This is a genomic window from Sphingomonas sp. ID0503, assembly GCF_048565625.1.
Taxonomy (GTDB): domain Bacteria; phylum Pseudomonadota; class Alphaproteobacteria; order Sphingomonadales; family Sphingomonadaceae; genus JBLZUR01.
This window is the reverse complement of record NZ_JBLZUR010000002.1, coordinates 2,870,572-2,883,444: the sequence shown is the minus strand read 5'-3', so window position 1 is coordinate 2,883,444 and position 12,873 is coordinate 2,870,572. Positions and strand designations below refer to the sequence as shown.

The 12,873-nt window shown below is 68.1% G+C and carries 13 protein-coding genes; 7 read left to right on the top strand and 6 right to left on the bottom strand.

Annotated elements, in window-relative coordinates:
- Positions 1–13: 13 nt before the first annotated feature.
- The 4 genes from ACM608_RS15110 to coxB all read right to left on the bottom strand — a co-directional run bounded on the left by ACM608_RS15110 (position 14) and on the right by coxB (position 4,459).
- The gene (locus ACM608_RS15110; protein WP_419684285.1) at positions 14–145 is read right to left on the bottom strand and encodes a hypothetical protein; all 132 of its coding nucleotides are present in this window, start codon (positions 143–145) and stop codon (positions 14–16) included.
- Entirely contained in the window at positions 142–1,062 is a 921-nt protein-coding gene (locus tag ACM608_RS15105) for a heme o synthase (RefSeq protein WP_419684284.1), read from the bottom strand. The genes ACM608_RS15110 and ACM608_RS15105 overlap by 4 nt, the downstream gene beginning before the upstream one ends.
- Positions 1,063–1,655: 593 nt before the next feature.
- Positions 1,656–3,353, bottom strand: a complete 1,698-nt coding sequence (gene ctaD, locus ACM608_RS15100; protein WP_419684282.1) for a cytochrome c oxidase subunit I — start codon at positions 3,351–3,353, stop codon at positions 1,656–1,658.
- Positions 3,350–4,459, bottom strand: a complete 1,110-nt coding sequence (coxB, locus tag ACM608_RS15095; protein ID WP_419684280.1) for a cytochrome c oxidase subunit II — start codon at positions 4,457–4,459, stop codon at positions 3,350–3,352. The genes ctaD and coxB overlap by 4 nt, the downstream gene beginning before the upstream one ends.
- A gap of 210 nt (positions 4,460–4,669) precedes the next feature.
- Between coxB and pyrE the strand changes: the two genes are divergently transcribed.
- The 5 genes from pyrE to ACM608_RS15070 all read left to right on the top strand — a co-directional run bounded on the left by pyrE (position 4,670) and on the right by ACM608_RS15070 (position 8,465).
- The gene (gene pyrE / locus ACM608_RS15090) at positions 4,670–5,257 is read left to right on the top strand and encodes an orotate phosphoribosyltransferase (protein ID WP_419684278.1); all 588 of its coding nucleotides are present in this window, start codon (positions 4,670–4,672) and stop codon (positions 5,255–5,257) included.
- Positions 5,254–5,976, top strand: a complete 723-nt coding sequence (locus ACM608_RS15085) for a pyridoxine 5'-phosphate synthase (RefSeq protein ID WP_419684276.1) — start codon at positions 5,254–5,256, stop codon at positions 5,974–5,976. Before pyrE ends, ACM608_RS15085 begins: the two co-directional genes overlap by 4 nt.
- Before the next feature lie 160 nt (positions 5,977–6,136).
- The gene (acpS, locus tag ACM608_RS15080; protein ID WP_419684274.1) at positions 6,137–6,550 is read left to right on the top strand and encodes a holo-ACP synthase; all 414 of its coding nucleotides are present in this window, start codon (positions 6,137–6,139) and stop codon (positions 6,548–6,550) included.
- 17 nt (positions 6,551–6,567) lie between these two features.
- Positions 6,568–7,413, top strand: a complete 846-nt coding sequence (gene lepB / locus ACM608_RS15075) for a signal peptidase I (protein WP_419685234.1) — start codon at positions 6,568–6,570, stop codon at positions 7,411–7,413.
- Complete coding sequence (locus tag ACM608_RS15070) at positions 7,410–8,465, top strand: AI-2E family transporter (protein WP_419684272.1); 1,056 nt, start codon at positions 7,410–7,412, stop codon at positions 8,463–8,465. Before lepB ends, ACM608_RS15070 begins: the two co-directional genes overlap by 4 nt.
- A 154-nt stretch (positions 8,466–8,619) precedes the next feature.
- Here ACM608_RS15070 and ACM608_RS15065 read toward each other — a convergent pair whose 3' ends face one another.
- Positions 8,620–9,096 carry an FKBP-type peptidyl-prolyl cis-trans isomerase gene (locus ACM608_RS15065; RefSeq protein ID WP_419684271.1) on the bottom strand — a complete coding sequence of 159 codons (477 nt, stop codon included), beginning with the start codon at positions 9,094–9,096 and terminating at the stop codon, positions 8,620–8,622.
- A 69-nt stretch (positions 9,097–9,165) separates the two neighbouring features.
- The gene (gene rpsU, locus ACM608_RS15060) at positions 9,166–9,372 is read right to left on the bottom strand and encodes a 30S ribosomal protein S21 (RefSeq protein ID WP_419684269.1); all 207 of its coding nucleotides are present in this window, start codon (positions 9,370–9,372) and stop codon (positions 9,166–9,168) included.
- A 241-nt stretch (positions 9,373–9,613) separates the two neighbouring features.
- On the opposite strand from rpsU, the gene ptsP reads away from it, so the two are divergent.
- Together ptsP and ACM608_RS15050 are read left to right on the top strand one after the other, a co-directional pair.
- Complete coding sequence (ptsP, locus tag ACM608_RS15055; RefSeq protein ID WP_419684267.1) at positions 9,614–11,890, top strand: phosphoenolpyruvate--protein phosphotransferase; 2,277 nt, start codon at positions 9,614–9,616, stop codon at positions 11,888–11,890.
- Between the two features lie 104 nt (positions 11,891–11,994).
- Entirely contained in the window at positions 11,995–12,816 is an 822-nt protein-coding gene (locus ACM608_RS15050) for a helix-turn-helix domain-containing protein (RefSeq protein ID WP_419684265.1), read from the top strand.
- Positions 12,817–12,873 lie beyond the last annotated feature (57 nt).

The window sequence follows — 12,873 nt, the reverse complement described above, 5'->3', positions numbered from 1 at the left end:
CGAGCGAGCTGGTTCACCCGCGCACCATCTTCGCCATGCCGATCGCGTAGATCAGCACGACGAGCGCACCGAGCGCCAGCGCCATCACGATCGCGCGGGAGCGCTGGCGGCGGCGCACCGCATCGTCGTCGGGAAGCTGCGTCATGCCAGGATCACCCGGTCGGCGACCAGCGCGCCGAAAAGGAGGAAGAGGTAGAGGATGGAATAGCGGAACAGGATCCGCTCCGGCTTCATCAGCGCCTGATCGGTCTGGGTGCTGAACGCGACGCGGGCGGAGAGGGCGAGGAAGACGGCGCTGAGGATCACGCTCGTCACGCCGTGGATCGCGCCGGTCAGGCCGAGCGGCCAGGGTGCGATGGCAGCGGCGACCATCGGCAGGGTGTAGAGAAGGACCTGCAGCCGGGTCGCCTTCTGCCCCGCGACGACGGGCATCATCGGCACGCCGGCGGCGGCGTAATCGGACTTGATGTAGAGGCCGAGCGCCCAGGAATGTGGCGGCGTCCACAGGAAGACGAGCGCGAAGAGGAGGGCGGGCAGGAGGTTGATCTCACCCGTCACCGCCGCCCAGCCGATCACCGCCGGGAAGGCACCCGCCGCGCCGCCGATGACGATGTTCTGCGGGGTCCGCCGCTTCAGCCAGACGGTGTAGACGAGGACGTAGAACAGGATCGAGACGGCCAGCACAATGGCGGCGAGGACGTTGGTGGCGAGACCCATCAGCAGGACGGAGAAGACGCCAAGGCCCACGCCGAAATGGAGCGCGGACTGACGCTCCATACGGCCGGCGGGGAGGGGACGACCGGCGGTGCGGCGCATCTTGGCATCGAGATCCGCCTCGTACCACTGGTTCAGCGCGGCGGCGGCACCGGCACCCAGCGCGATGCAGAGGATCGCCGCGAAGCCTAGGACGGGGTGAATGTGGCCGGGGGCCGCGAGCAGGCCGCAGAGACCGGTATAGACCACCAGCGAGAGCACGCGCGGCTTGGTGAGGGCGAGAAAGTCGCGCCAATCGGCCGGCAGCGCCTGCGCTCCGACTCCGGCGTCAAGTGAACGGGAAGCCATGGAGCGGGCCTATAATCGACACGGGGGCGGCGGGAAAGCGGCGATGCTGGGCCGTCGAAAGGTAACGAAGGTACGCACACGTCACGCGGAAACGTCGGTGAGTTGAGGGGTGGGCGGGACGAAGGGAGCGCGTCCGTTGCGTCGCATTCGGCGGCGAGCACAAGCTGGGGGCAGGAGCGGCCATGCGCCGGGCGTAGCATCGCAGCCCGGGTGTAGGACAGCGTTGATTGGTGTGGGTCCGCGACCCGGCGGGAGCAGCGCGGGATTTGCCCCACATGCCCAGCCCCCGTTCGCGCTGAACCCGTTGGCGCTGGCCCTTCGACCGGCTCAGGGCGCACGGCCGGGTGGGCTCTGCTGGACGGGAGTAAGGGGCGGTCCACCCCGCACCCGACATCCGTTCGCGCTGAGCTTGTCTAAGCGGTGGTGCGACCGTCGGGGCTGGCCCTTCCACAGGCTCAGGGCGAACGGGTTAGGTAGGATCAACGGTCGGGAGTGGCCGCCAAGGTGGATAGGCCCACCCTCGCCCGCTTCGGCCACCAACAAAAAGGCCCCGGTGTTTCCACCGGGGCCTCTCCGTTTCGATCCGATCCCGATCAGTGGTGGGGATCGTCGCCGATGACCGGCAGGGTTTCGAACTGGTGGTACGGCGGCGGGCTGGACAGGGTCCATTCCAGTGTCGTCGCACCTTCGCCCCAGGGATTGTCGCCCGCCGGCTTGCCCGCGAACAGCGACCAGATCACGTTGACGAAGAAGATCGCCATGCCGGCCACCATGATCTCGTAACCATGGCTGGCGAGCTTGTTGTACTCGGCATAGGCGTCCGCATAGTCCGGGATACGACGCGGCATGCCGTCCAGGCCCAGGAAGTGCATCGGGAAGAACAGCACGTTCACGCCGACGAAGAACACCCAGAAGTGCAGCTGGCCCAGCAGCTCGTTGTACATCCGGCCCGACATCTTCGGGAACCAGTAGTAGAAGCCGCAGAACAGGCCGAACACCGCGCCCAGCGACAGCACGTAGTGGAAGTGCGCGACGACGTAGTAGGTGTCGTGCATGTAGTTGTCGATGCCGCCGTTGGCGAGCACGACGCCCGTCACGCCGCCGACCGTGAACATGAAGATGAACCCGATCGCCCAGAGCATCGGCGTCTTGAAGGACAGCGAGCCGCCCCACATCGTCGCGATCCACGAGAAGATCTTGATGCCGGTCGGGACGGCGATGACCATCGTCGCGGCAGTGAAGTACATCTTGGTGTTCACGTCGAGGCCGGTGGTGAACATGTGGTGCGCCCACACGATGAACCCGACCACGCCGATCGCGACCATGGCGTAGGCCATGCCGAGATAGCCGAAGACCGGCTTGCGGCTGAAGGTCGACACCACCTGGCTGACGATGCCGAAGCCCGGCAGGATCATGATGTACACTTCGGGATGGCCGAAGAACCAGAACAGGTGCTGGTAGAGCACCGGATCGCCGCCGCCCGACGCGTCGTAGAAGGTCGTGCCGAAGTTGCGGTCCGTCAGCAGCATGGTGATCGCCGCGGCGAGAACCGGCAGGGCCAGCAGCAGCAGGAAGGCGGTGACCAGCACCGACCAGACGAACAGCGGCATCTTGTGCAGGGTCATGCCCGGCGCGCGCATGTTGAGGATGGTGGTGATGAAGTTGATCGCGCCCAGGATCGACGAGGCGCCCGCGATGTGCAGCGACAGGATGCCCATGTCGACGGCGGGGCCGGCCGAGCCGCTGGTGGAGAGCGGCGCGTAGACCGTCCAGCCGGTGCCGGCGCCGAGGCCGGTGCCGCCCGAGACGAAGGCCGAGCCGAGCAGCAGGATGAACGCCGGGATCAGCAGCCAGAACGAAATGTTGTTCATGCGCGGGAAGGCCATGTCCGGCGCGCCGATCATGATCGGCACGAACCAGTTGCCGAATCCGCCGATCATCGCCGGCATGACCATGAAGAACACCATGATCAGGCCGTGGGCGGTGATCAGCGTGTTCCACATGTGCAGCGCGGTGTCGAAGGTGACGTCCCCGCCGTTCATCATCGCCGCCCAGGTGGGCAGGTACTGGATGCCAGGGTTCGCCAGCTCGGCGCGCATCAGGCCCGAGATGGCGCCGCCGATGATGCCGGCGACGATCGCGAAGATCAGGTAGAGGGTGCCGATGTCCTTGTGGTTGGTGGACATGAACCAGCGGGCGAAGAACCCCGGCTTGTGATCGGCATCGTGATGGTGGTGGTCATGCGTGCCATGCGCATCGAAATGGCTGGCGTGGATGGCGGTATCGGTCATGGCTGCGTGCCTTCGTTGGCGGTGGCGCCCTGAGAAGTGGCGGCGGGAGCGCCAACGGCGGCCGTCGGCGGGGCAGGGACGGCCGGGGTGGACGGCGCGTTGCCAGCCGTTGCGGCGCCCGCGGTGGCGTTGGTGATCGGCGAGTTGGCCGTCGCGTCCGGGTTGGCCGGCGCGGCACCGGGCATGGTGCCGCCCTTCGACGCGACCCACTGCGCGAACTGCGCCTTGGACACGACTTCGACCGCGATCGGCATGTAGGCGTGGCGCGCGCCGCAGAGTTCGGAGCACTGGCCGAAATAGACGCCGGGGCGATCGACCTTGAACCAGGTCTCGTTCAGCTTGCCGGGGACCGCGTCCATCTTGGTCCAGAAGGCTGGAACCGCGAAGGAGTGGATCACGTCGGCGGAGGTGACGATCAGCTTCACCACCGCGCCGGCCGGAACGACAAGACGCTCGTCCACCGCGAGGAGGCGGGGGCCGTCGGCGTCGGTGCGCGCACGCTCCGCACCGGTGATCTCGTTCTTCTCCTTCAGCATGTTGGAGACGATCTCGAAATCCCCGTTATCCGGGTACTGGTAGGTCCAGTACCACTGGTTGCCGATCACCTTGACGGTCAGGTCGGCCTTGGGCGGCGCGTACTGCTTGGCCAGCAGCTTGATCGAGGGGACCGCGATGACGAGCAGGATGAGCACCGGCGCCAGCGTCCAGATCACCTCGATCAGGGTGTTGTGCGAGGTCTTCGACGGCACCGGGTTGCTGCGGCGGTTGTAGCGGACGATGGTCCAAACCAGCAGCAGCAGCACGAAGATGGTGATGACGGTGATGATCGGCATCAGGACGACGTTGTGCATCCACTTCGCGTCATGGCCGATGTCGGTCACCTGCTCCTGCAGGGTGAAGCCGCCGGGGACGGGCTCACCGACGCCGGGCGTCGGCAGGGCGTGGGCAATGTCCGGTGCCTTGGCAGCGGCCGGAGCGGCAGCTGCGGCGTCAGCGGGTGCGGTGGTTGCCGCAGGGGTGGCGGCGGGCGCCGCGTCCTGCGCCATCGCGGCGGCGGGCGTGACCGCCAGGGCCGCTGCGATCAGGAAAGTCTTCAAGCTCGTCATCATACCCCCGTTGGGAGCCCCTCTTCCGGGCAGGCGGGCGAGACCCCCCGCCGCGGCCGGGTGCGCTTATAGGCGCGGCTTTTCAAGCCCTCAAGCAAAGTTCAGGCCATGAGAATCGTTCGCAAAACCCCACGGTTGTGGCGGGGGCGCGACAGCACTATCAGCGCGGGCGACCCATGTGACCCCGGCTGACAGGATTGCGGCGAAGCGATGACCGACGAAGAGGTGCTCTCCGAATTTCGCGCGGCCGAGGCGCTGCTGGAGGGGCACTTCATCCTGTCATCGGGCTTGCGCAGCCCGCGCTACCTGCAATGCGCGCGGGTGCTGGCCGATCCGATGCGGGCGTCGCGCCTCGCCTCCTCGCTGGTCGCGTCCATGCCGCGCGAGATTCGCAGCGCAATCCAGGTGGTCGTGTCTCCGGCGATGGGCGGGATCATCGCCGGGCATGAGATGGGCCGCGCGCTGGGGGTGGAGGCCTTGTTCGTCGAGCGGCCAGAGGGCGTGTTCGAACTGCGCCGCGGCTTCCGGCTTGAGGAAGGGCAGAAGGTCCTGCTGATGGAGGACGTGGTCACCACTGGGCTGTCGTCGCGCGAGGCGATCAAGGCGGTGGAGGCGGCGGGTGGCGAGGTGATCGCGGCGGCGGCGCTGGTCGATCGGTCGAACGGAACGGCGGATCTGGGCGTGCCGTTCTTCCCGCTGATCACCATCGCGGTGCCGACCTATGCGCCCGACGAACTGCCGCCCGAGCTTGCCGCGATCCCGGCGGTGAAGCCGGGGAGCCGCGCCAAGCCGGCATGAGCGGGCCGCTCCGCCTCGGCGTCAACATCGACCATGTCGCGACGGTGCGGAATGCGCGGGGCGCGGGCTACCCCGATCCGGTGCGGGCGGCGCTGCTGTCGGTCGAGGCGGGCGCCGACGGCATCACCGCGCATCTGCGCGAGGACCGGCGGCACATCACCGACGCGGATATCGCGCGGCTTTCGGCCGAACTGCCGGTGCCGCTGAACCTCGAAATGGCGGCGACGAAGGAGATGCTGGCCATCGCGCTGCGCCACCGCCCCCATGCGGTGTGCATCGTGCCGGAGCGGCGCGAGGAGGTGACCACCGAGGGCGGTCTGGACGCCGCGCGCCTGTTCGACACGCTGGCGCCGATGGTGAAGGAGCTGGGGGCGGCGGGGTGCCGCGTGTCGCTGTTCATCGAACCCGACGCGCGGCAGATCGATGCGGCGATCCGGCTCGGCGCGCCGGTCGTGGAGTTCCATACCGGGCGCTATGCGCATGGCGATGCGGACGGGAACGAGCTTCGCCGTCTGGCCGACGCGGCGGCTTTGGCCGCGAAGAACGGGATCGAGCCGCATGCCGGCCATGGCCTGACCTTCGACAATGTCACGCCTATCGCCGCGATCCCGCAGATCCGGGAGCTGAACATCGGGCATTTCCTGGTGGGAGAGGCGATCTTCACCGGGCTGGGCGAGAGCGTGCGGCAGATGCGCGTGTTGATGGATCAGGCGCGGTGAGGGTCATGCAAATCCTCCCCATCGCAGATGGGGAGGGGGACCGCTCGGCCCTAGCCGAGTGGTGGAGGGCCGGCGGTGCAACCGCCGTCTGCGCCGGCGGCCCCTCCACCAGCCTGCGGCTGGTCCCCCTCCCCCCGCTTCGCGCGAGGAGGATTACGTCGTGATCATCGGGCTTGGCTCCGACCTGTGCAATATCGAGCGCATCCAGAATTCGCTCGATCGCTTCGGCGCGCGGTTTATTGCCCGCGTGTTTACCGAGGTCGAGCGGGCCAAGGCGGAGCGGCGGCCGTTCACCCGCGCGGGGACCTACGCCAAGCGATTCGCGGCAAAGGAGGCGTTTTCCAAGGCGGTGGGCACGGGGTTCAAGGCCGGCGTGTTCATGAAGGATATCGGCGTGGTCAACGCGCCGTCGGGTGCCCCGACGCTCGCACTTTCCGGCGGGGCCAAGGCGCGGCTTGATGCGTTGACGCCGCCGGGCCACGACATCGTGGTCCACCTGACCCTGACCGACGACCATCCCTGGGCCCAGGCGTTCGTCATCCTCGAAGCCCGCCGCCTGGAGATGCCTGCTTGAGCGACCGCAGCGCCCCGATGACCGCCGAACCCTCCGACATTCCCGCCCCAAGAACCGACTGGCTGGCGGAGGCGCGGAGCATCCTCGTCCTGCTTCTCATCGTCATCGGCTTCCACAGCCTGGTCGCGAAGCCGTTCTACATCCCGTCCGAATCGATGATGCCGACGCTCCTCAAGGGCGATCGGCTGGTGGTCAGCAAATATCCCTATGGCTGGTCATGGGTGTCGCCATCGTTCCACGTCCTGCCGCCGCTGAAGGGGCGGCTGTTCGGCCGCGTGCCGGAACGGGGCGACGTCGTCATCGCAGTTCCGCCGGGCGAGACCAGCGATTACATCAAGCGGGTCATGGCGCTTCCCGGCGACCGCATAGCCCTGCGCGGCGGGGTGGTTTATCTGAACGGCGTCGCGGTGAAGCGGCAGGCGATGCCGGACCGATTGATCCCCATCGACGCCAATGTGCCCTGCGATCAGCCGCAGGTCGCCGACCGGCGCATCGTCGGCCCGGACGGGCGGCTCTATTGCAGCCTGCCGATCTATCGCGAGACGTTGCCGAACGGGCGCAGCTACGACACCATCGACCTCGGCGAGTTCGAGCAGGTAGACGAGTTCCCGGAGATCACCGTGCCCGAGGACCGGATCTTCCTGATGGGCGACAATCGCGACCAGTCCGCCGACAGCCGCGTTTCTTCCGCCGATCGCGGCCTGGGCGGGCCGATTCCGCTGGAGAATATCGGCGGGCGGGCGGAGTTCATCACCTTCTCGCTAAACGGCGGGTGGAAGTGGAGCGACCCGAAGAGCTGGATCGACGCGTTCCGCAGCGGACGCGCCGGCACCAGCCTACACCCGGCGGAGGCGGCACGATGAGCGACAAGCAGAAGGTCGAACAGCCCGGACCCGCCGACTTCCGCGACGCCACCGTGCGATTCGAGTTGAAGCGGGCCGGCGTCTGGGTCGCCCTCATCGTCGCCGTGGTGGCACTCTGGTTCCTGATCCAGCCGATCCTGCTGATCGTGGCAGCCCTCGTCTTCGCAGCGATGCTAGACGGCGGCGCGCGGCTGATCGGCAAGGTGCTGCCGATCGGGCGCGGCTGGCGTCTGGCAATGGTGTGCATCGGCGTCTTCGCCTTTCTCGCCTGGACCTTCTACTTCACGGGATCGACGCTTGCCGCGCAGTTCGATGCCCTGCGGGCGGTGGTGACCTCGCAGGTCAACCGCCTGCTCGACTGGGCGCACGGCCTGGGCCTCGCGACCGGCGGGCCACAGGTCAACGAGATCGGCAAGCAGCTGATGGGATCGCTGGGTCAGGTGACGTCGTTCGTCGGCAGCGCGCTCGGCGCCCTGTCCAGCGTGGCGATGATCCTCGTCCTCGGCATCTTCATCGCCATCGAGCCACGTCTTTATGAGCGCGGCCTTGCCTGGATGCTGCCGATGGAAAGCCGGCAGCCGTTCTACGTGACCGCCGGGCGCATGGCGCGGAACTTGCGCCTGCTGATGTTCGGCCGCTTGGTCGGCATGGCCGTGGAGGGTGTGTTCACCGGCATCTTCGCGGCGATGGTCGGCATTCCGATGGCGGCGCTGCTCGGCCTGTTGACCGGCCTGCTCGCCTTCCTGCCCAATATCGGGGCGATCGTGTCGGGCGTGCTGCTGGTGCTGGTCGGCTTCTCGGCCGGGTTCGAGCCGGGGATCTGGGCGATCGTGATCTACGTCTCGGTACAGACCATCGACGGCTACCTGATCGTGCCGATGGTGGCGAAGCGCTCGGTGGACCTCGCCCCCGCGCTGGTTCTGGGCGCGCAGCTGCTGTTCGGGGCGGCGTTCGGGATCATGGGCCTGTTCCTCGCCGATCCGATCGTGGCGATGATCAAGGTCGCGCTGGAGCGGCGGAGCGAAGAGGCGGCGAAGCGGGCGGAGGGGTGACCAATGATCCTCCCCCGCCAGGGGGAGGTGGCGCCGTAAGGCGACGGAGGGGGCGGACTGCGACTTTCCTCTGAAATTGAGCGCTGGCCGCTGTCCTCCCCCTCCGTCAGTCAAGCCTGACACCTCCCCCTTGCGGGGGAGGATGGAAACTACGTCAGCGCGCGACGCCCGGCTGGACGGCGAGGAGTTCGACGTCGAAGACGAGGTCGGAGTTCGGCGGGATCGGGCCGGCCTGTTCCGCGCCGTAGCCGAGCGCGGCGGGGATGAAGAGGCGGTACTTGCCGCCCGGATGCATCAGCTTCAGCCCTTCGGTGAAGCCGGGGATCAGCCCCTGCACCGGGAACACCGCAGGCTCACCGCCGGAGGTCGAATCGAAGACCGTGCCGTCGCTCGCGAGCTTGCCGGTGTAGTGCAGCTGGACCAGGTCGGCATCGGTCGGCGCCGGACCCTTGCCGTCCTTCAGCGTGGTCAGCTTGATGCCCGACGTGGCGACCGCCGTCGGGCCGTGATGGTCCGAGGTCTGAGCGATCGCAACCGCGCCGCCGACGATGGCGAGCGCGGCGATGCCGATCCAGAGCTTGGTCAGCGAGCCCTTCTTGATGGGGTGCAGCGGGACGGCGGTAATCGACATCGGACCCCCGAAGGACAGGCAAGATACAGCAGGCGCGCAACGACGTTGCGCGGGAAACGGGTCCGGTTCTTACCGGACGCCGTCGCGCTCGGCGCGCTTGCGCTCCAGCTTGCGGGCGCGGCGGACGGCGGCCGCACGCTCGCGCGCACGCTTTTCGGAGGGCTTCTCGTAGTGACGGCGCAGCTTCATTTCGCGGTACACGCCCTCACGCTGCAGCTTCTTCTTAAGCGCGCGAAGGGCCTGATCGACATTGTTGTCGCGAACCATGATCTGCATAAACGAAGTCACTCTCCAGTCGCGATGCGCCCGCCGGACCAGGACCAGACGATCCGAACGGCACACGCACGAAAGCCATAAAACGAGTCGCCGCAGGACAGGTCCCACGTCGTGAGGGGCGGCCCTTAGCGATTCTCCCCCGCAAACTCAAGGGTGTTGGGCTGATGCGGCTGTCCGAATGCGTTCGCCGGTCCCGACTTTCTTTATGGCGAGGCTGCGGGCCGTTCGTTAAGCGTCTGGCATGGTCACCACCGCTGCCTCCGCCGCCCGCGAGATCCTGACGCGGTTGCACGATGTGATGGCGGCACGGTCGGCGGCGCAGGCGAAGCTGAACCAGGTGGTGCAGATCATCGGCGAGGCGCTGAATACCGAGGTGTGCTCGATCTACCTGCTTCGCGAAGGCGTGCTGGAGCTGTTCGCGACGCGCGGGCTGAAGCAGGAGGCGGTGCACGTCACCAAGCTGGCGATGGGCGAGGGGCTGACCGGCACCATCGCCGAGCGGGTCGAGACGCTGAACCTGGCCGAGGCGACCAGCCACCCGGATTTCGTGCACAATCCCGAGACGGGGGAGGATCTGTTCCACAGCTTTGCCGGCGTGCCGATCGTGCGGCGCGAGCGATCGGTCGGCGTGCTGACGGTGCAGCATGCCGACCGCCGCCGATACGATGATGTCGAAATCGAGGCGCTGCAGACCGTGGCCATGGTGCTGGCCGAGCTGATCGCGGGCGCGGGGCTGATCGACGACAGCGCGCGGGGCGAGGGCGGCACGGCGCGCGACACCAGCGACATCCGCCTGACCGGCCTGAAGCTGGTCGATGGCATGGCGGCGGGCAAGGCGGTCTATCACCAGCCGCGCGTCAACATCGAGCACACCGTCGCCGAGGATACCGAGATTGAGCGGCAGCGGGTCTATTCCGCCTTCGCCAAGATGCGCGAGCAGATCGACCGCATGACCAGCCAGGCCGAGTTCGGCGTGGCGGGCGAGCATCAGGACGTCCTCGCCACCTACAAGATGTTCGCCTATGACGAGGGCTGGAGCCGTCGCATCAACGAGGCGATCGACAGCGGCCTGACCGCCGAGGCGGCGATCGAGCGGGTGCAGCAGCGGACGCGGATGCGGATGCGCGAGATCGACGATCCGCTCCTCGCCGACCGGATGCACGACCTGGAGGACCTGTCCAACCGGCTGCTGCGGATCGTGTCGGGGCAGCTGGGCACGGCGGCGCAGCTGGGCCTGCGTGAGGACACCATCCTGATCGCACGCAACCTTGGGCCGGCGGAGCTTCTCGAATACGACCGGCGCCGGCTGAAGGGCGTGGTTCTGGAGGAAGGGTCGCTGACCGCCCATGTCACCATCGTCGCGCGGGCGATGGGGGTGCCGGTGCTGGGCCGGGTCAAGGACGTGCGGCGGACGATCGGCGAGGGCGACTATCTGCTCCTGGACGTCGGACAGGGGGTCGCGACGGTGCGGCCGACGCCGCCGATGCTGGAGGCGTTCGACGCCAAGCTGGCGCTGACGCAGAAGCGGCGGGCGGGCTTCGCGGCATTGCGCGAGCTGCCGCCGGTGACCGCCGACGGTCGGCGCATCGACTTGATGATCAATGCGGGTTTGCGCGACGATCTCGCGGCGCTGGATGTTACGGGCGCGGACGGCATCGGCCTGTTCCGCACCGAGTTCCAGTTCCTGGTCTCCGCGACCCTGCCGCAGCGGCAGCAGCAGACGCGGCTCTATCGCGAGGTGCTGGAGCGCGCGGGCGACCGGCCGGTGATCTTTCGCACGGTGGACATCGGGGGGGACAAGGCGCTCCCCTATATGAATGCCGCCGACGAGGAGGAGGAGAACCCGGCGATGGGCTGGCGCGCTTTGCGCCTCGCCCTCGAACGCGATGCGCTGATGAAGGCGCAGGCACGCGCGTTGCTGGACGCGGCGGCGGGACGGACGCTGAACGTCATGTTCCCGATGGTGTCCGAGCCCTGGGAGTTTGACGAGGCGCGCGATCTGGTCGAGGCGCAGCGGCGCTGGATCGCCGATCGCGGCCGGCCGGGCCCTGCCGAGATCCGCTATGGCGTGATGCTGGAGGTGCCGGCGCTCGCCGAGGTGCTGGACCTGATCCTCCCCAAGCTCGACTTCCTGTCGATCGGCACCAACGACCTGACCCAGTTCCTGTTCGCGGCGGACCGGGCGCATCCGAAGCTTGCCGAGCGCTATGACTGGCTGAGCCCGGCGATCCTCCGCTTCCTGGCGCGGGTGACGGCGCAGACCAGCGCGGCAGGGGTGAAGATCGGCGTCTGCGGGGAGATGGGCGGCCGCACGCTGGAGGCGATGACGCTGATCGGCCTCGGCATCGAGCGGCTGTCGATCACGCCGGCGGCGGTCGGCCCGGTCAAGGCGATGATCCGCAGCCTCGACGTCGGTGCCCTGCGCGCCGCGCTGCCGGATATGCTCGCCAGGCCACCGCGCGATTTCCGCACCGCATTGCAGAACTGGGCCGAGGGGAACGGCGTCGCGGTCGGCTGAGCGCGGTTCGATTTGACAAGGTGCCCCGGCATTTGTGACATGAATCAACCGCGCCGGTGGAACACAGCAAAAAAAGGCCGCTTTTGATGGATGTCGAGGAGGCCATGAATTCTGACCAGCCAGGCGGCGTCGGGGCGCGGCTCCGCGAGGCCCGCATCGCGCGCGACTTGTCGCTGGAGCAGGTCGCGGAACAGACGCGCATCCCGCTGCGCCATCTAAAAGCGATTGAAAGCGGCGATTTCGCGAACATTCCGGCCGCGCCTTATGCGGTCGGCTTCGTCAAATCCTATGCCCGCGTGATCGGCCTTGATCCGCAGGAGACCGGGGCTGCCTTCCGTGCCGAGATGGCGGGCGCGGACGTGGCGCGGCCGGCGGCGATCGCGGCGGCCCCCGCCGATCCGACGCGCATTCCGCCGAAATGGCTGGCGGTCACCGCGCTGATCATCGCGGTGCTGCTGATCGGCGGCTATGGCCTGTGGCGCGGCTACGATATCGGCGGGGCCGATCCCGATGCGGCGATGCGCACGGCGGCTGGCCTCAACCCGCCGGACCCCGCAGGCGCGCCGACGCCGGTGGATCGGCCGAGCGCACCCGTGGTCGCACCCGCAGCACCGGTCGCCGTCGCGCGCAATGTCGCGCTGACCCCCGCCGAGCCGGTCTGGGTGAAGATCACCGATGGTGCGACGACCCTGTTCATGGGGACGCTCGCCGCCGGGCAGCGCTATGACGTGCCGCCGACCGCCGCCGATCCGATGATCCGCACCGGCCGGCCCAACGTGCTGAACGTCACGGTCGGCACGCAGGCGATTCCGGCGCTCGGCCCGCCGGAGCGGCTGGTGAAGGACGTCAGCCTGAAGGCCGACGCGCTGCTCGCCCGCGCCGCCGCCCCGGTCACGCCCGCCGCGCCTGCCGCGCCGACGCCGTAAAGGCTGGCGACAGGGATGCGCTGCCACTAAGGCCAAAGTCGATCGGAATGAGGGGTG

What these genes read in the sequence shown, in the direction of transcription:
- ACM608_RS15110 (WP_419684285.1), bottom strand. Translation starts at nt 145, where the DNA reads ATGACGCAGCTTCCCGACGACGATGCGGTGCGCCGCCGCCAGCGCTCC.
- ACM608_RS15105 (WP_419684284.1), bottom strand. Translation starts at nt 1,062, where the DNA reads ATGGCTTCCCGTTCACTTGACGCCGGAGTCGGAGCGCAGGCGCTGCCG.
- ctaD (WP_419684282.1), bottom strand. Translation starts at nt 3,353, where the DNA reads ATGACCGATACCGCCATCCACGCCAGCCATTTCGATGCGCATGGCACG.
- coxB (WP_419684280.1), bottom strand. Translation starts at nt 4,459, where the DNA reads ATGACGAGCTTGAAGACTTTCCTGATCGCAGCGGCCCTGGCGGTCACG.
- pyrE (WP_419684278.1), top strand. Translation starts at nt 4,670, where the DNA reads ATGACCGACGAAGAGGTGCTCTCCGAATTTCGCGCGGCCGAGGCGCTG.
- ACM608_RS15085 (WP_419684276.1), top strand. Translation starts at nt 5,254, where the DNA reads ATGAGCGGGCCGCTCCGCCTCGGCGTCAACATCGACCATGTCGCGACG.
- lepB (WP_419685234.1), top strand. Translation starts at nt 6,568, where the DNA reads ATGACCGCCGAACCCTCCGACATTCCCGCCCCAAGAACCGACTGGCTG.
- ACM608_RS15070 (WP_419684272.1), top strand. Translation starts at nt 7,410, where the DNA reads ATGAGCGACAAGCAGAAGGTCGAACAGCCCGGACCCGCCGACTTCCGC.
- ACM608_RS15065 (WP_419684271.1), bottom strand. Translation starts at nt 9,096, where the DNA reads ATGTCGATTACCGCCGTCCCGCTGCACCCCATCAAGAAGGGCTCGCTG.
- rpsU (WP_419684269.1), bottom strand. Translation starts at nt 9,372, where the DNA reads ATGCAGATCATGGTTCGCGACAACAATGTCGATCAGGCCCTTCGCGCG.
- ptsP (WP_419684267.1), top strand. Translation starts at nt 9,614, where the DNA reads ATGGTCACCACCGCTGCCTCCGCCGCCCGCGAGATCCTGACGCGGTTG.
- ACM608_RS15050 (WP_419684265.1), top strand. Translation starts at nt 11,995, where the DNA reads ATGAATTCTGACCAGCCAGGCGGCGTCGGGGCGCGGCTCCGCGAGGCC.